The 18,241-nt window shown below is 35.3% G+C and carries 13 protein-coding genes and 2 pseudogenes; 12 read left to right on the forward strand and 3 right to left on the reverse strand.

Annotated features, from left to right (window positions below; all coding sequences use genetic code 11):
• The first annotated feature begins 148 nt into the window (after positions 1–148).
• Both FGK96_RS04005 and FGK96_RS04010 read left to right on the forward strand, forming a co-directional pair.
• On the forward strand, positions 149–823 hold the full coding sequence (locus FGK96_RS04005) for a response regulator transcription factor (protein WP_138081628.1): 675 nt from the start codon (positions 149–151) through the stop codon (positions 821–823).
• Positions 816–2,135, forward strand: a complete 1,320-nt coding sequence (locus tag FGK96_RS04010) for a sensor histidine kinase (RefSeq protein WP_138081630.1) — start codon at positions 816–818, stop codon at positions 2,133–2,135. The genes FGK96_RS04005 and FGK96_RS04010 overlap by 8 nt, the downstream gene beginning before the upstream one ends.
• 277 nt (positions 2,136–2,412) lie before the next feature.
• Here the strand turns inward: FGK96_RS04010 and rpsT are convergent, their stop codons facing one another.
• Both rpsT and coaA read right to left on the reverse strand, forming a co-directional pair.
• Positions 2,413–2,655 carry a 30S ribosomal protein S20 gene (gene rpsT, locus FGK96_RS04015; RefSeq protein WP_081461234.1) on the reverse strand — a complete coding sequence of 81 codons (243 nt, stop codon included), beginning with the start codon at positions 2,653–2,655 and terminating at the stop codon, positions 2,413–2,415.
• A gap of 59 nt (positions 2,656–2,714) precedes the next feature.
• Positions 2,715–3,635 carry a type I pantothenate kinase gene (gene coaA, locus FGK96_RS04020; RefSeq protein WP_138081632.1) on the reverse strand — a complete coding sequence of 307 codons (921 nt, stop codon included), beginning with the start codon at positions 3,633–3,635 and terminating at the stop codon, positions 2,715–2,717.
• Positions 3,636–3,901: 266 nt separating this feature from the next.
• Here coaA and FGK96_RS04025 point away from each other — a divergent pair, with 266 nt between their 5' ends.
• The 10 genes and pseudogenes from FGK96_RS04025 to FGK96_RS04070 all read left to right on the forward strand — a co-directional run bounded on the left by FGK96_RS04025 (position 3,902) and on the right by FGK96_RS04070 (position 16,428).
• Positions 3,902–4,492, forward strand: coding sequence for a class I SAM-dependent methyltransferase (locus tag FGK96_RS04025; RefSeq protein WP_138081634.1), 591 nt, complete (start codon positions 3,902–3,904; stop codon positions 4,490–4,492).
• On the forward strand, positions 4,489–5,766 hold the full coding sequence (locus tag FGK96_RS04030) for a pyrimidine-nucleoside phosphorylase (RefSeq protein ID WP_138081636.1): 1,278 nt from the start codon (positions 4,489–4,491) through the stop codon (positions 5,764–5,766). Before FGK96_RS04025 ends, FGK96_RS04030 begins: the two co-directional genes overlap by 4 nt.
• A 9-nt stretch (positions 5,767–5,775) precedes the next feature.
• Positions 5,776–6,438 carry a deoxyribose-phosphate aldolase gene (deoC, locus tag FGK96_RS04035; RefSeq protein ID WP_138081638.1) on the forward strand — a complete coding sequence of 221 codons (663 nt, stop codon included), beginning with the start codon at positions 5,776–5,778 and terminating at the stop codon, positions 6,436–6,438.
• Positions 6,425–6,814, forward strand: a complete 390-nt coding sequence (locus FGK96_RS04040) for a cytidine deaminase (RefSeq protein ID WP_138081640.1) — start codon at positions 6,425–6,427, stop codon at positions 6,812–6,814. The genes deoC and FGK96_RS04040 overlap by 14 nt, the downstream gene beginning before the upstream one ends.
• Before the next feature lie 91 nt (positions 6,815–6,905).
• Positions 6,906–7,961, forward strand: coding sequence for a BMP family lipoprotein (locus tag FGK96_RS04045; RefSeq protein WP_138081642.1), 1,056 nt, complete (start codon positions 6,906–6,908; stop codon positions 7,959–7,961).
• A 127-nt stretch (positions 7,962–8,088) separates the two neighbouring features.
• Positions 8,089–9,621: an ABC transporter ATP-binding protein gene (locus tag FGK96_RS04050; protein ID WP_138081644.1), complete on the forward strand. Its 1,533-nt coding sequence runs from the start codon at positions 8,089–8,091 to the stop codon at positions 9,619–9,621.
• Positions 9,614–10,680 (forward strand): annotated as a pseudogene (locus FGK96_RS04055) (ABC transporter permease). Before FGK96_RS04050 ends, FGK96_RS04055 begins: the two are co-directional and overlap by 8 nt.
• 1 nt (position 10,681) lies before the next feature.
• Positions 10,682–11,638 carry an ABC transporter permease gene (locus FGK96_RS04060; protein WP_138081646.1) on the forward strand — a complete coding sequence of 319 codons (957 nt, stop codon included), beginning with the start codon at positions 10,682–10,684 and terminating at the stop codon, positions 11,636–11,638.
• 184 nt (positions 11,639–11,822) lie between these two features.
• Complete coding sequence (locus tag FGK96_RS04065) at positions 11,823–15,215, forward strand: S8 family serine peptidase (RefSeq protein WP_138081648.1); 3,393 nt, start codon at positions 11,823–11,825, stop codon at positions 15,213–15,215.
• Positions 15,216–15,357: 142 nt separating this feature from the next.
• Positions 15,358–16,428, forward strand: a pseudogene (locus FGK96_RS04070) (IS3 family transposase).
• A 60-nt stretch (positions 16,429–16,488) separates the two neighbouring features.
• Here the strand turns inward: FGK96_RS04070 and FGK96_RS04075 are convergent.
• Complete coding sequence (locus FGK96_RS04075) at positions 16,489–18,207, reverse strand: phospho-sugar mutase (RefSeq protein ID WP_138081650.1); 1,719 nt, start codon at positions 18,205–18,207, stop codon at positions 16,489–16,491.
• Positions 18,208–18,241: the final 34 nt, after the last annotated feature.

The raw sequence follows: 18,241 nt of genomic DNA on the forward strand, positions 1-18,241 counted from the left end.
GGTAGCTTAATTGATGAAAAGGAAAGCCTAAGGTTTTCCTTTTTTGTGAATACTTTTTTAGAAAATATTAAGCAAAATATGATATGATTTAAGGTGATAGTACTGAACGGAGTGATAACCTTCAGGGATGCTAAATAGGAGAAGTGCAATGATAAAAATATTACTAGTTGAAGATGATTTAAGTTTATCAAATTCTATTTTTGACTTTCTCGATGATTTTGCTGATGTTATGCAAGTTTTTGATGGAGATGAAGGTTTATATGAAGCAGAAAGCGGGGTTTATGATTTAATTCTTTTAGATCTAATGCTCCCAGAAAAAAATGGTTTTCAAGTTCTAAAAGAGCTTAGAGAAAAGGATATCAAGACCCCTGTTTTAATTATGACTGCCAAAGAAGGTTTGGATGATAAGGGGCATGGTTTTGAACTAGGAGCTGATGACTATTTAACAAAACCTTTTTACTTGGAAGAGCTTAAAATGCGTATTCAAGCCTTACTTAAACGAACCGGCAAGTTTAATGAATACAGTATTACATTTGGTAATCTTAGAGTTGACCTTGATCGTAATTCTGTGAAAGTGAATGATAGTGCCGTTGAACTATTAGGGAAAGAATATGATTTACTCATCTATTTGCTTCAAAATCAGAATGTTATTTTACCAAAATCACAAATTTTTGATCGGATTTGGGGCTTTGACAGTGATACCACTATTTCGGTTGTAGAAGTCTATGTTTCTAAAATTCGAAAGAAATTAAAAGATACTGATTTTGCAGCAAACTTACAGACCTTACGTAGTGTTGGCTACATTTTAAAAGCAAATGACTAAATATAGAGCTATTATTACATCAGATAATTTTGATCGTTTCTTTCATTTTTTTGCCGTTTTTACAGGTATATTTGTTGTGATGACGGTTATTATTTTACAAATTATGAAAGTGGGGGGTTACTCATCAGTAGATACAAGTTTGACAGCTGTGGCGACTCATTCAACTCTCTATGCTAACCGAACGATGGAAAGAATTTCTTCTTTCTATTTTGATGGACAAGATTTAAATTTCAAAGCAAATCTAGATGATTTAAAAGGGAAAAACAGTGATCAACCTGTCGCAAATACCGATATTATTCTATTTAATGCTAATGGTATGGTAATTAATACCTTTGATGCCCTTTCTAATTTCCAAAATTTCTCTTTTAAAAAGAGTGATTTAAATGAAATCAAAACTAGAAAACTTGTTAATTACTATGGTCATGAGGAAAAATTCCATACTATTACCGTTAGAGTGCACTCTAATAATTACCCATCAGTTGCCTATTTAATGGCTGTTGTTAATGTAGAGCAATCTGAAAAAACTAATGAACGCTATGAAAAAATAATTATTATAATCATGATTTTATTTTGGCTTATTTCTATTTTGGCAAGTATCTATTTAGCCAATTGGAGTAGCAAACCAATTCTTGAAAGCTATGAAAAACAGAAGATGTTTGTTGAAAATGCCAGTCATGAATTAAGGACGCCTTTGGCCGTACTCCAAAATCGTTTAGAAACACTTTTTCGCAAGCCCAACGAAAGTATCTTAGATAATAGTGAAGCAATTGCCTCAAGCTTAGAAGAGGTTCGTAATATGAGAATATTGACGACGAATCTTTTGAATTTAGCTCGTCGCGATGATGGCATTAAACCTGAAATAGTAGAGATACCAAGTCATTTTTTTGATGGTATTTTTGATAATTATAAATTAATTGCTGAAGAATATGGAAAAGGCTTTGAGTCTGTTAATACCGTTACAAAGCCAATCAGAATGGATAAATCTTTATTAAAACAGTTAATGACAATTTTATTTGATAACGCGATTAAATATACAGATGAGTCAGGTTTTATTAAAATCATTGTTAGAAATACGGATAAACATTTCTTTATTACTGTTGAAGATAATGGACCAGGTATTACAGATGCCGACAAAAAGAAAATATTTGACCGTTTTTATCGAGTAGATAAAGCTAGAACAAGGAGTCATGGCGGCTTTGGATTAGGATTATCACTTGCTCAACAAATCGTTACTTCTTTAAAGGGGACTATTCTTGTGAATGATAATAAAGGCAAGGGTAGTGTGTTTGAGGTTAAACTTCCACTAAATTAAAAAGGTTAGAACCTGTTGTTCTAACCTTTCAGATTGAAGAAAAAGTCCATTTTGGACAAATTTCTTCAATCTTTTTCTTTATTATGAAAATCAAAAACTCTCAGAAATATTGGAACATCAACATTTCTAAGAGTTTAATATTTTGCCATTTTACGCAAGTCTATTCAAATATTTTTATTTTTAAGAGTTTGTCTACGTTCTAAAAGGTTAGAACCTGTTGTTCTAACCTTTTTTGTGTAAAGAAAAAACTCCTTGTGGAGTTTTCATTGGATATTTATTAGCCAAGTTTAGCAGCAAGACGTGCTTTATCGCGGCTAGCTTTGTTAGCGTGAATCAAACCTTTAGACTCTGCTCTGTCGATGCTTGAAGAAGCAGCGCGGAAAAGCTCTTCAGATGGGTTTGCTTCAAATGCCTTGATAGCAGTACGCATAGCTGATTTTTGTGCGGAATTTTTTTCGTTTGCTTTAACATTAAGTTCTGCACGTTTGATAGCTGATTTAATATTTGCCAATGTTTTCACCTCCGTATTAATCTAACTACACTATTATATAGGATTAATACTAGTTTGGCAAGTCATATTTATTTTTTGATAAAGATTTGATCAATTTTGTGATCTTGTGCTTTATGCAAGATGATTTGTGCACGGTTTCGAGTTGGTTCAATATAGTTTTCTAAATTAACCAAATTGACATTTTTCCAGACTTCTTTAGCAAAAGTAATTGCTTCGTCTCTAGGCATGGATACGTATTTAGTGTAAAAATTAGTGTCATCATTTTTGGTTAATTCAAGAATGCTTTCGAACCGTTCAATATACCAATTTTCGATATGGTTCCTATCAGCATCAATATATATTGAAAAATCAAAATAATCGTTCATGTAGAGGCGATTATTTTGCTGATTCTGAAAAACGTTTATTCCTTCAACTATTAAAAAATCAGGGCTTTCAATAGTTTGCAAATGGTTAGGAATAATATCATAAATTTCATGAGAATAAACTGGTACCTCTGTAGTGATACCGTTTTTCATCGCATCTAAGAAATTCAAAAGTAACTCCATGTTATAAGATTCAGGGAATCCTTTGCGATTTAAGATATCATGTTTTGATAAATAATCGTTAGGATAAAGAAAGCCATCAGTTGTCACTAATTCTACTTTACTGGACTTAAAGGTTCTAGCTAAGAGTAGTTGAAGCAGACGACTTGTTGTAGATTTTCCAACTGCCACTGAGCCTGAGACACCGATGATAAAAGGCCGATAATGAGCATCTTTTTTTAAAAAAAGGCTTTTAGAAAAAGACAAATTTTCTTGGTTAATTTTGTATATCTGTATGAGATTTAGAAGTGGAAGATAGACTTCAATAACATCTGTAATGTTGATATTATCGTTTAGACTTGTTATAGTTTCTAGTTCATCTTCGGTTAGCAAGGGACGAGACTGCTGGTGAAGATCTTTCCAGGATTGGCGAGTCATTTTTATAAAATTAATAAATTCATTGGTCATAATAGCTCCTTATTGAATGACAATAGAGCTATTATACCATTTTAAAAAAGATATATAAAAAAATATCGACTATTATATAGAAATAAACCCTTTAGAATAGCTTATGTAAGCGTTTTATTAAGGTATTCACAATAGTCAGATAGTTATCATTCTAAAAGTTCGTAAAAAAACGAACAATATGCAAAAAAGGTTTAAAAATAAGCGTCTTGTAAACCGTTTCAAAGTATGTTAGAATGTATAAGCATCGAAAATAGATAGGAAAAAGCATGTCGAAAATGTATTATGATGAAAATCCAGATAGTCAACATGACATTCATAAATTAGGTGTTAAACTCTTAGGTCAAGAGTTCACTTTTTTTTCAGATTCTGGTGTTTTTTCAAAAAAAATGATTGATTTTGGAAGTCAAGTTCTTCTCAATAGTCTATCCTTTGGAAAGGGAGAAAGTCTATTGGATGTGGGGTGTGGCTATGGTCCCTTAGGAATTACTCTTGCCAAGGCCCAAGGAGTCAGCGCGACACTAATTGATATTAATAACCGAGCTATTGAGCTTGCAAAGAAAAATGCAACCTATAATGAAGTTGAAGTGACGGTATACCAATCAAATATCTATGAAAATGTTATCGGACAGTTTAATCATATTATTAGTAATCCCCCTATTCGAGCAGGTAAAAAAGTTGTGCATGAAATTATCGAAAAAGCCTTCGATTTTCTTCACTCAAATGGTGACCTAACAATTGTCATCCAAAAAAAACAAGGGGCACCAAGTGCTAAAGAAAAAATGGAATCAATCTTTGGCAACGTAGAGATTGTAAAAAAAGTAAAAGGCTATTATATTTTAAGGAGTATTAAAGGATGAGAGCCGTTGATTTAATTCAGAAAAAAAGAGATGGGCAAGAACTTTCCACTCAGGAGATTGAATGGTTGGTTTCTAATTATGCCAAAGGAATTGTGCCAGATTACCAAATGTCTGCATTTGCTATGGCAGTTTACTTTAAAGGCATGACAACTCGCGAGACTAAAGACTTGACTATGGCAATGGTTAAATCTGGTGAGCAGATTTATTTATCGGCAATTCCAGGTATTAAGACAGATAAACATTCTACTGGGGGTGTTGGCGATAAGGTGACCTTAATCCTTGCACCTTTAGTAGCGAGTTTCGGTGTGCCAGTTGCAAAAATGAGTGGTAGAGGTTTAGGCCACACCGGAGGTACACTGGATAAATTAGAAGCTATCAAAGGTTACAATATTAACATTAGTCAGGATGAATTTATTAAACAAGTTCAAGAAATTGGGCTCTCGGTTATTGGCCAGTCGGATAAGTTGGTTAAAGCTGATAAAATGCTCTATGCTTTACGCGATGTCACTGCTACCGTTGATATTATTCCTCTGATTGCTAGTTCTGTTATGAGTAAAAAAATTGCAGCTGGTGCTGACAGTATCTTACTAGATGTTACAGTTGGAGATGGTGCTTTCATGAAGACCATTGAAGATGCTGAAAAATTGTCACGTTTAATGGTTGATTTAGGGAAGGAAGTAGGACGTAAAACAATTGCAGTTATTACTAATATGAGCCAGCCTTTGGGTCGAGCTATTGGCAATCGTTTAGAAGTATTGGAAGCAATTCAGATAATGCAAGGGGAAGGCCGTGAGGATGTAACCAACTTCATTTGTGATTTAGGTCAATTAATGCTAGAACTTGCTGGAATTTCAAAATCAAAAGATGAAATTAAAGAACATCTAGTTTCAGGCCATGCTTTAGCCAAGTTTGAAGAGATGGTTAACCGACAGGGAGGGGATTTAATTGATCTTTACAGACCTTCAAGTGCAAAAGTACAGACTGAAATCTTTGCAAAAGCAGATGGTTATATTACAGAACTACCAGCATTAGAATTTGGCTTATTTGCGATGAAACTAGGAGCAGGTAGAGCTGTTAAAACCGATCAACTTGATTACGAAAGTGGGATTGTTTTTGACAAGAAAATCGGTGATTCTATCACAGTCGGAGACCGTATCGCAGTGATTTATTCTAGTCAAGATTTAAGTCAAAATGTGATTACAGAATTCGAAAAAAATGTTAAAATAGGTGAAGAGCGAATTGCTCCTAAAGAGATTATAGAAGTCATATCTTGAGGTGTTTTAATGAAAATAAATAAATATATTGACCACACTTTATTGAAAGCAGATAGTGTGAAGGAACAATTGAATCAATTATTATTAGAAGCAAAAGAGTATGATTTTGCTAGTGTTTGTGTTAATCCATCTTGGGTATCTTATTGTGCGCAATCTTTAAGAGATTCTGATGTTAAAGTTTGTACGGTAGTTGGTTTTCCTCTTGGAGCAACTACATCAGAAACAAAGGCTTTTGAAACTAAAAATGCTATTGAAAATGGTGCAGATGAAATTGATATGGTCATCAATATTGGACGTATGAAACAAGGTGATTACGACTACGTAGAGAATGACATTCGAGCAGTAGTGGAAGCAAGTGGAGACAAACTTGTGAAGGTCATTATTGAAGCATGTTTATTAACTGATGATGAAAAAGTTAAAGCTTGTACGTTGGCCGTTAATGCTGGAGCTGACTTTGTTAAAACATCAACAGGATTTTCAACGGGTGGAGCTACTGTATCAGATGTTAAATTGATGCGTCAAACTGTTGGTCCCAATGTTGGTGTAAAAGCTGCTGGTGGTGCTCGTTCATTGGAAGATGCGTTAGCTTTTATTGAAGCTGGAGCTACTAGAATAGGTACATCTGCTGGTGTGAAAATTATCAATGGGGAGACATCTAATGGTGGCTACTAAGTTAGAGTCTGCTGCCATTGAGGCTAGCAAATATGCTTACGTTCCCTATTCAAAATTTCCAGTAGGCGCAGCTCTATTGACAAGTGAAGGTAAACTCTTTACTGGATGTAATATTGAAAATGCTAGTTTTGGATTAACAAACTGTGCAGAGCGTACAGCGATATTTAAAGCAGTATCGGAGGGACACAAAGAATTATCTGAAATTGCCATTTTTGGGGAAACACAGGAACCAGTTTCTCCCTGCGGAGCTTGTCGCCAAGTAATGGCTGAATTTTTTGAACCCACTGCCAAAGTAACGCTCATTGCTAAAGATGGTCGTACTACTTTGACAACGGTGAGGGATCTGCTTCCATATTCTTTTACAGATTTATCTTAAAATCTGACTTTAACTTGTTATTTGGCCATAAGGCTATATATATTTTTTCAGCAAGGGATTGCTAGAAACATTTTTAGGAGGGTTCATTTTCATGAACAAGAAATTTATCGGTCTTGGTTTAGCTTCTGTAGCTTTAGTAAGTTTAGCTGCATGTGGACATCGCGGTCCTTCAAAATCTGATAGCAAAAATGCTAAAACAGATTTAAAAGTAGCAATTGTTACTGACACTGGTGGTGTTGATGATAAATCTTTCAACCAATCAGCTTGGGAAGGCTTACAAACTTGGGGTAAAGAAATGGGTCTTAAGAAAGGGGCTGGTTTCAACTACTTCCAATCAAATAGTGAATCTGAATATGCAACTAATCTAGATACAGCGGCAGCTGACGGTTACAAAGTTGTTTACGGTATTGGTTTTGCTCTTAAAGATGCTATTGCTAAAGCAGCAACAGATAATAAAGAAACTAAGTATGTTATCATCGATGATGTTATAGAAGGTAAAGACAATGTTGCTAGCGTAACGTTTGCTGATAATGAGGCTGCTTACCTTGCTGGTATTGCGGCTGCCAAAACCACAAAGACAAAAGTAGTTGGCTTTATCGGTGGTATGAAGGGTACAGTAATTACACGCTTTGAAAAAGGTTTCCAAGAAGGTGTTAAATCTGTTGATAGCTCAATCAAGGTTAAAGTTGATTACGCTGGATCCTTTGGTGATGCTGCTAAAGGTAAGACAATTGCTGCTGCACAATATGCTAGTGGTGCAGATATCATTTATCAAGCTGCTGGTGGAACTGGTGCGGGCGTCTTCAACGAAGCAAAAGCACGTAATGAGAAAAAAACTGACGCTGAAAAAGTTTGGGTTATCGGTGTTGACCGTGACCAAAAAGATGAAGGAAACTTCACATCTAAAGATGGTAAAAAATCAAACTTTGTGCTTGCATCTTCAATCAAAAAAGTTGGTAAATCAGTTCAACTCATTAACAAACTTGTTGTTGATAAAAAATTCCCTGGTGGCAAAACGACTGTTTATGGCTTAAAAGATGGTGGTGTTGATATTGCAACAACTAATCTTTCAGATGATACTATAAAAGCAATCAAAGAAGCTAAAGAAAAAATTATTTCTGGTGACATTACTGTTCCAGATAAATAAATCTAAAGTTTGAGCGACCTTTGTCGGTCGCTCTTTTAGACTGAGATAATTTTTGTCTCAGTAAAGCTTGCGATTGCTGGCAAGCTTTGCTGAAATAAAAGTGTGAATTGAAAGGAAGCGCGATCCTATGACTCAACATGTCATTGAAATGAAAGAGATTACAAAAAAATTTGGTGATTTTGTCGCAAATGATCATATTAATTTGACCGTCAAAAAAGGTGAAATTCATGCCTTACTAGGAGAAAATGGAGCTGGTAAGTCTACTTTGATGAACATGCTGGCTGGATTACTTGAGCCCACTGAAGGCGAAATTTTGATTAATGGTAAACCTGTTCAAATTGATTCTCCTTCTAAGTCTTCTCGCTTAGGAATTGGAATGGTTCATCAACATTTTATGTTAGTTGAAGCATTTACCGTTGCTGAAAATATTATTTTGGGAAATGAAACGGTTAAAAATGGTTGTTTAGATTTAAGGAAAGCAAGTAAAGAAATACGAGACTTATCAACGAAATATGGCTTATCGGTTGATCCTGATGCCAAAGTTGCTGATATATCAGTTGGGGCTCAACAACGTGTTGAAATTTTAAAAACACTTTACCGCGGTGCTGATATCCTAATTTTTGATGAACCAACTGCTGTTTTAACACCTTCTGAGATCCAAGAATTAATGGTTATTATGAAAAACTTGGTTAAAGAAGGTAAGTCTATCGTCCTTATTACACATAAATTAGATGAAATTCGTGCAGTTGCTGATCGCGTAACGGTTATTCGCAGAGGAAAATCAATTGAGACAGCTAATGTTTTAGGAGTTAGCTCTAAGGAATTAGCAGAAATGATGGTTGGACGCTCTATTTCTTTTACAACAGCTAAAAAACCTTCAGAACCAAAGGAAATAGTTTTATCGATTAAGGATTTATTTGTTGATGAAAACCGTGGAGTGCCTGCTGTTAAAGGGCTGTCACTAGATGTTAGGGCTGGTGAAATTATTGGTATTGCTGGTATTGACGGTAATGGACAAAGTGAATTAATTCAAGCTATTACTGGTTTACGCAAAGTAAAATCTGGCATGATTACAATAAAGGGTAAAGACGTTACTCAGTATTCCTCACGTAAAATTACTGAATTATCAGTTGGCCATGTTCCAGAAGATAGGCATCGTGATGGCTTAATTCTAGATCTTTCGTTGGCAGAGAATACGGCCTTACAAACCTATTATAAGGAACCTTTAAGTAAAAATGGTATTTTAAATTATGCTAAAATTAATAATTATGCTCGTCAATTGATGTCTGAATTTGACGTACGTGGTGCTAGTGAATTAGTTCCGGCTAGAGGCTTTTCTGGAGGAAATCAGCAAAAAGCTATTATTGCCCGTGAAGTTGATCGCAATCCTGATTTACTGATTGTTAGTCAGCCAACCCGTGGCCTTGACGTTGGTGCAATTGAGTATATCCATAAACGTCTGATTGAAGAGCGTGACAAAGGGAAAGCTGTCCTAGTAGTTAGCTTTGAACTTGATGAAATTTTGAATTTATCTGATCGAATTGCTGTTATCCATGATGGAAAAATCCAAGGCATTGTTATGCCAGAAACGACTAATAAACAGGAGTTAGGAATTCTTATGGCTGGTGGTTCAATTGATAAGGAGGAAGAAAATGTCTAAAAAGGCACAAAAAATTGCAGTTCCTGTCATTTCCGTCTTATTAGGTTTTGTACTTGGTGCAATCATTATGTTTATCTTTGGATATGATCCAATATGGGGTTACGAAGGCTTATTTAATGTTGCTTTTGGTAGTGTTAAAAATATTGGTGAAATACTAAGAGCAATGGGGCCACTGATTCTTATAGCTTTAGGCTTTACAGTTGCAAGCCGAGCAGGTTTTTTTAACATCGGTCTCTCCGGACAAGCTTTGGCAGGATGGATTTCTTCAACTTGGTTTGCCCTTTCACATCCAGACATGTCTCGTCCATTACTGATTTTATTGACAGTAATAATTGGGATGGTAGCAGGGGGAATCGCTGGAGCAATACCTGGTATTTTACGTGCCTTCCTAGGAACTAGCGAAGTTATTGTAACCATTATGATGAACTATATTATTTTATATACTGGTAACGCTGTTATCCAAAATGGCTTCGCAAAAAATATTAAACAAAGTATTGATTCCTCTGTTCAAGTTAGTCATAATGCTAGCTATCAAATGTCGTGGCTATCCGAATTAACAAATAATTCAAGGCTTAATATTGGCATTTTCTTTGCTCTAATAGCTATCTTTATTATTTGGTTCTTACTAAATAAAACAACTTTAGGATTTGAAATTCGCTCAGTTGTCTAAATCCTCATGCCAGTGAATATGCTGGTATGTCTGCGAAAAGAACTATCATTCTTTCAATGATTATTTCAGGTGCACTAGCTGGCCTAGGTGGTGTTGTTGAAGGATTGGGTACTTTTGAAAATGTATTTGTTCAATCAAGTTCTTTAGCTATTGGTTTTGATGGTATGGCAGTGAGCCTTCTCGCAGCTAATAATCCACTTGGTATCTTTTTCTCATCTTTCCTTTTTGGTGTCCTAAATGTTGGTGCACCTGGTATGAATGTTGCTGGAATTCCTCCAGAACTGGTCAAAATTGTGACAGCCTCAATTATTTTCTTTGTGGGGGCACATTACTTAATTGAACGTTATATGATTAGAAGTAAAAAAACAACTGTGAAAGGTGGTAAATAAGATGTCATTAGTTACAATTCTTTCATTGTTAATATCTTCAATGTTGATTTATGCTACCCCTCTTATTTTCACAAGTATTGGTGGTACTTTCTCAGAAAGATCTGGTGTTGTTAACGTCGGATTAGAGGGGATTATGGTAATGGGAGCATTTTCAGGTATTGTATTCAACTTAGAATTTGTTGATACATTTGGAAAAGCAACCCCTTGGATTGCCGTTTTAGTTGGCGGTTTAGTTGGACTAATCTTCTCATTGCTCCATGCTGTAGCTACCATTAATTTTAGAGCAGATCACATTGTTTCTGGTACTGTTTTAAATCTATTAGCTCCTTCTCTAGCAGTCTTCCTAGTAAAAGTTTTCTACGGAAAAGGTCAAACTGATAATATTCAAGCTTCTTTTGGTAAATTTGATTTTCCTATTTTAAGTGATATTCCTATCATTGGTCATATTTTCTTTAAGGATACAACCTTAGTCGGCTATTTAGCTGTTGGTTTTTCTTTCCTTGCCTGGTTTATTCTTTATAAAACACGTTTTGGTCTGCGCTTACGTTCAGTAGGTGAACACCCTCAGGCAGCTGATACACTGGGAATAAATGTTTACCTAATGAAATATTATGGTGTTATGATTTCTGGTTTCCTTGGTGGTATCGGAGGGGCAGTATATGCACAATCCATTTCAGTTAACTTTGCCGTAACGACGATTTTAGGTCCTGGATTTATTTCACTTGCTGCAATGATTATTGGTAAGTGGAATCCAGTAGGAGCAATGTTATCTAGTTTATTCTTTGGCTTGTCTCAAAGCTTAGCTGTCATAGGGGCTCAGCTACCTTTATTAGAAAAAATTCCGACAGTATATTTAGAGATAGCACCATATCTCTTCACTATCATCATTCTTGCCGCTTTCTTTGGACAAGCAGTAGCACCTAAAGCAGATGGTGTTAACTATATAAAATCTAAATAAAAGATTAAATTTAAAATATGTAAGAAGCTCTAGAATTTCTGGGGCTTTTTACATATTTTAAATTATAGCTTGAAGAATAAAAACGCTAATATTTTACGAAAAATCTAATCTTTTTGAAATCTATTGCTAAACAAATGATAATAATGTATTATTATTAACGGACATTCTATTGGAGGAATATATTGTGAAAAGTAAAATTCGCTCGAAAAAATTAATTATGCTTCAGTTATCACTTGCTGCAACAAGTGTTTTATTAACCCAAGTAAGCAGTGTATCAGCTACTGAATCAAATTCAGAAGCAGTCGTTTCGAAGCAGGTAGAGCAACCTGTTGCTATCAACTCAACAACTGAGTCAGTAGAAACTACTGAGCAGGTTGGTAAGGAAGTAGAAGCTAAAGAAACAATTACTGAACCAGTTTCTGAAGAACAACAAAAACCATTGATTGATCAAGTAGATCCTTCAAATGTTAAAGAACTTTGGGAAAAAGTTGGTAAAGGAAAAGGAGCATTAATTGCTGTCATTGATTCTGGAATTGAACAGACGCATGACATGTTAAAACCTAGTGATAGCAGTGATTTAAAATATAAAAGTGAAGAAGAAATAGAAGCTAAGAAAAAAGAGCGTGGGATTGATAGAGGAAAATGGGTAAATAATAAACTTGTTTTTTATCATGATTATAACTCGGGAGTAAACTCTCCAAAGGCTAATAACGATAATCTATATCACGGAACCCATGTTGCTGGCGTTGCTACAGGTTCAATGAAAAGTGAAAAAAATGAACTTTTAATGGAGGGAGTTGCTCCAGAAGCCCAACTAATGTTTTTAAAAGTTGGGGAAACAAAAGTTATGTCTGAAAAAGAAAATCTGTATGCTTTAGCGATTGAGGATGCAATTGCTCTTGGTGCTACAGCTATTAACATGAGTGTTGGGAATGTTGGTAAAGCCAGTGACGAATTAAAAGAGAGTGTTCATAGAGCGTTAAATGCAGCTAGAGAAAAAGGGGTAGCAGTTGTTGTTGCAGCTGGAAATGAATTTGCAATGGGAGGCTCTTCCTTAAAACCTTTAGCTAAGAATCCTGATTTTGGTGTTATTGGGACACCTGCAACGACAGATGATGTTCTTACTATTGCAGCTTATGTTGCACCAGAAACTATAAGTGAAGTTTTTACTGTTAAGGCTAAGAATGAATCAAAAGAATTAGCGGTAACTGTGGCTAGTCCTTTCCCTAAAGGAAAAGAACTGAATTTTGTTTACATTGGGGATGGTTTAGAAAATGATTACCGTGATAAAGATGTCAAAGATAAGGTTGTCGTTGTAAACTATGGAGGTGTTAAAACTTCAAAAGCAACTGCTGAACTTGCTCAATCTAAAGGAGTAGCTGGCGTTCTTGTTCATCACAAAGATTATAAGCGACCTCTCTTACCTTTAAATTATCACGGGCAATTACCTATGGGTTTTATCAGTCTTGAAGATTTTGACTATCTTAAGTCTTTAGACGAAGCTACTTTAAGCTTTGATCGAAAGAAAAAACTTGTAGCAGTTCCTGGTGGTAGACAAATGGCAAACTTCTCAAGTTGGGGGCTATCTGCAGACGGTAATATGAAACCTGATCTATCTGCTCCAGGCTATGAAATTTATTCTCCATCTTTGGGCAATACCTATAGTCCAATGTCTGGAACAAGTACAGCTAGTCCACACGCTATGGGAATTGTTAGTCTAGTACAAGAATATGTTAAGAAAAAATTCTCTCAATATAGTCCTGAAGAGCAACTAAGATTAGTCAAAAATATTTTAATGTCAACAGCAAGTCCAATTATTAGTCCAGATGATAATACCTATTACTCACCTCGACTCCAAGGCGCGGGTGCTATTGATGCCAAAAAAGCTATTGCTACAGAAGTCTTTGTGACAGGAACAAACGGTTTAGCAAAAATCAATTTAGGTGATGTCTCAAATACATTTGTATTAAAAGTCAAATTACATAATATGAGCAGTCAAGCCAAGCAGTTTAAGTACTATGCAACAGTACTCACAGATAAAGTTGAAGATGGCAAAATGACACTACGTCCTAAGGAATTATATAAAACGGATAAACAAGAGGTTAATCTTGCTCCTAATGAGGTAAAAGAGGTTACAATCACAGTTGATATTAGTAAGTTTGATACTGAATTAAGTAGTAAAATGATTAATGGCTACTTTGTAGACGGTTTCGTTCATTTTGACACAAACGATGGAGTTCAAAATGCTCTTTCAATTCCTTTTATTGGTTTTAAAGGCAAATTTGCTGATTTAGAAGCTCTAGATAGCCCGATCTATAAGAGCCTTGAAGGTACCTTCTATTACACTCCAGAAGCAGAACAAGATAAATTAGACTTCAAAGTTGATGGCATTCAACAAATAAAAAATAGCCACTTTACAGGCTTGATGACAGATTTTACACCTTGGTCAATAGTAGAAGGAAGTAAATCCGAAGAGTTTGTAGCTGAACTTTCTCCAGAGATTTCGACTGAAGATTTCCTTGGTTCCTATACAAAAGAAGGAGATGAGACAGTTCGACGCTTCCATTTCCAAGATGGTAAGCCATATCTCGCTATATCTCCAAATGGTGATAATAATATGGACAGTCTTGTTTTTAAAGGTATTTTCTTAAGAAATACTAAAGATATTAAAGCACAAGTCTTTAAAAATGATGATTTAACAACTCCAATTTGGGAAAGCCAAGTTACACCGTTTGCTCAAAAACACGTCAATACTAATGAATTAAAGCAAGGTGTCTTGGAGAAAACAAGATGGGATGGTAAAGATTCTTCTGGTGATACCGTAAAAGAAGGAAAATATGTTTATCGTGTAATTTATACCCCAATTGCAAAGGGAGCTAAGGAACAGTTTGTGGACTTCAATATTTTAGTTGATTTAACTTTACCAGAGCTTCCTAAGGGTATTAGTTTTGATTCAGAAAAAAGAAGTTTGACAATTCCAAAAGTCTTTAGTGAGCACTCAAATAACGCTTACCGGGATCGTCTTTATTACAAATATGGAGATGAAATTGTTAATTTTATTTTCTTTGACAGAGATGAAAATGGTCAATTTATCTTACCAACAGAAATTGAAGATGAGTTGAGCGGAGAAATGATTACAATCGATATTAGTAAAACGGATCGTTTATACTATGTACTAGAGGATAGAGCTGGTAATTATAGTGCTATCACACTTGAAGAATTGCTTAAAAATAAAGAAAATGAGAAATCAAATGAAATTCTTGTAGGTCAACAAACTCCAGTTTTACCTGAAAAGGAAAATCAATTAAACAAGCAAAGAACTGTTGTAAAACCACTTGTCTCTATAGATGAGCAAAAAGCATCTCAAAACAATGCAAAATCACTTCTCAAAGAACTACATATAACTAAAGAAGGCGTTGATTCTAAAGTAGCTAATGTCGTAGAAGGACAAGAAAAAGAAAATTCATTACCTATGACGAATGATTCACAGAAAACACATAAAGTTTTAGGTAGCCTAGCTCTTATTTTAGCTTTAGTTTTAGCTTCTATATCATTCTTTAAAAGAAAATTACATTAATTCAAAAAAGAAAGTTCTAAAAAGGCACTGCCCCCCTAAAATGAGACAAAAGAAAAACACTCCTGTTGAAATCTAGTAAACTAGAAACAGGAGTGTTTTATTATGGGAAAAAACATATTCTTGGGAAACGAAACTAGCTTGTATCAAAATGAAGAATGCAGGCAAGTCTAACAAGGTTATTATGGAAAATCTAGGTATAAAAAATGATAGTCAAATCTATACTTGGATGAAATGGTACGAAAATGAGGAACTTCATCGTTTCCATCAAGGTGTATATGGCAAGGGATTAGAACAGTTGTCTGAAGTGGAACAATTACAATTACAGGTTGACCTCTAAAAAAGTATCGAGGCTTGATAAGGAAATCGATAAAATAAGTCTTATCAAGCTTGTGGAAGACTATAAAAAGAACTACCCGATTGCTGTCATTCTAGACTGTTTTGATGTTAAGCGGTCGACCTATTACCGTTGGAAAAAGGAATTTGAGAAACCACACAAAAGAGATAAAATCATTGAATTAATTGAACAGCTCTGCGTGGAAAATCACTTTATTTATGGCTATCGTACCATTACGCGTTTACTTAAAAAAACCTACGGACTGACTGTTAATACAAAGAAAGTCTATCGTATCATGAAAAATAATGGCTGGCTTTGTCGGACACGTACCAAGAAATCGCCAAATCTAGGTAAAGCTTATTATTTGACGGATAACAAATTGAATCGGGATTTCCATGCCGATAAGCCTATGGAAAAGCTTGTAACAGATATTACCTACCTAAATTTTGGTAACGGTAAATTGTATCTCTCTTCAATTATGGACCTCTATAATCGTGAGATTATAGCATATACTATCTCAGATTGTCAGGACACCGATTTTGTACTAGACATCCTTAATCAGTTAAAAATGCTTAAAGGGGCAATCTTACATAGCGATCAAGACTCAGTGCATACTTCTAAGGCTTACTATCAGGCTTGCACGAAAAAAGGCATTATCCGATCAATGTCCCGAAAAGGAACACCTGCAGATAACGCCTGTATTGAATGGTTTCACTCCGCCCTAAAGACTGAAACCTTTTATCTCCATGATATGAGAAAATACAACAAGGATAGTATAACAAAAATTGTTAAAATGACATAACATTTTATAATGAAACTAGAATTCAACAGAAACTAAACGATCTGTCTCCTGTACAGTACAGAAGACAGATCGCATAAAAGTGTTTTTCTTTTGTCCCGCTATTGGGGTACAGTGCCAAACTAGAACTTTCTTTTTGATTAATCTTTTACAAAGGAATTGATTTCAGCTTCAATATTTTTGATTTTCATCTCTGCATCAGAAAGGGTAGCACCTACAGTAGCGATGTAAAATTTAATTTTAGGCTCTGTTCCAGAAGGTCTTACAGCGATCCAAGAATCATCAGCTAATGTATACTTGAGAACATTGCTTGGTGGTGTTGTCAGTTTTTCAATACCATCTTTAGTTGTTGACGTTTGCTCTTGAAAATCTTCTGTTTTGATAATATTAGTAGTATTAAATTGGCTTGGCGCATTATTTCGGAATTTATCCATAATCTTCTTAATTTCTGCGGCACCATCAACACCTGATAAGGTAACAGAAATTGTTTTTTCAGCAAAATAGCCATATTCTTTGTAAATTTCATCAATACCATCAGCCAATGTCAAACCTCTGGAGCGGTAGTAAGCTGCAATTTCAGCAACAATTAGAACGGCTTGAATAGCATCTTTATCACGTACAAATGGTCTGATAAGATAACCAAAACTTTCTTCAAAGCCGAACATGTAACTATAATTATGTTTTTCTTCAAATTCTTGGATTTTTTCTGCAATAAATTTAAAGCCAGTAAGGACATTAAACATGGTCGCTCCGTAACTTTCTGCAATCTTTGTTACTAATTCCGTTGAAACAATAGATTTTGCAAGTGCAGGATTTTCAGGCAAAGTTCCTGCTTGTTTATGAGCTTCAAGGATATATTTTGCAATAATTGCGCCAATTTGGTTACCTGATAAGTTCCGATATGAACCGTCAGCTTGACGAATTTCAACACCTAGTCGATCGGCATCTGGATCGGTAGCAACAAGAACATCAGCGTTAACTTGACGACCGAGCTCCTCAGCGAGGGCGAAAGCAGCCTGACTCTCAGGATTAGGTGATGTCACTGTTGAAAAATCAGGATCTGGTTTAGCTTGTGCTTCAACAACTTCAACAGATTCAAATCCTGCCTGTTCTAAGGCGCGACGAGTTAACATTTCTCCAGTTCCATGTAGCGGTGTATAGACAATTTTCATATCCTTACCAAATTCCTTGATAAGTTCATGATTAATGTTAACCTTTTTTACTTCTTTAAGATACTCAGTGTCAACTGCTTCACCAATGACCTCAATTAATCCCATTGCTTTTGAGTCCTCTAAGTTAGCTAATGCGATTGAGAAAGGATTTTCGATGGAACGAATAAATCCTGTCAAGGCATCAGCATCGGCAGGAGGCATCTGCCCCCCATCAGCACCATATACTTTGTATCCGTTAAAAGGGGCAGGGTTATGGCTAGCTGTTATCATGATACCAGCGAAAGCATTTAAATGACGAACAGCAAATGAGAGTTCTGGTGTTGGTCTAAGGCTCTCAAAAACATATGATTTAATCCCATGTGCTGCTAAAACTTGAGCAGACTCAAAAGCGAACTCAGATGAAAAGTGTCGAGAGTCGTAAGCGATAGCTACACCACGATTTTTGGCCTCTGGTCCTTTTGATTCTAATAATTTTGCTAACCCCTCAGTGGCCTGCCGAACAACGATAACATTGATACGATTTGTACCTGCTCCAATAATGCCACGCATACCCGCAGTACCGAACTCAAGATTAGTATAGAAGGCATCTTCTTTGGTTTTTTCATCCATCTGCATTAACTCATCATGTAAATAATCTGGCAGACTAGGTACATTTAGCCACTTTTTAAAGTTTTCTGTATAGGTCATTAACTATCTCCTTATTACTTTTTAAACGCTTACA

It is taken from the genome of Streptococcus porcinus, assembly GCF_901542335.1.
GTDB lineage: Bacteria > Bacillota > Bacilli > Lactobacillales > Streptococcaceae > Streptococcus > Streptococcus porcinus_A.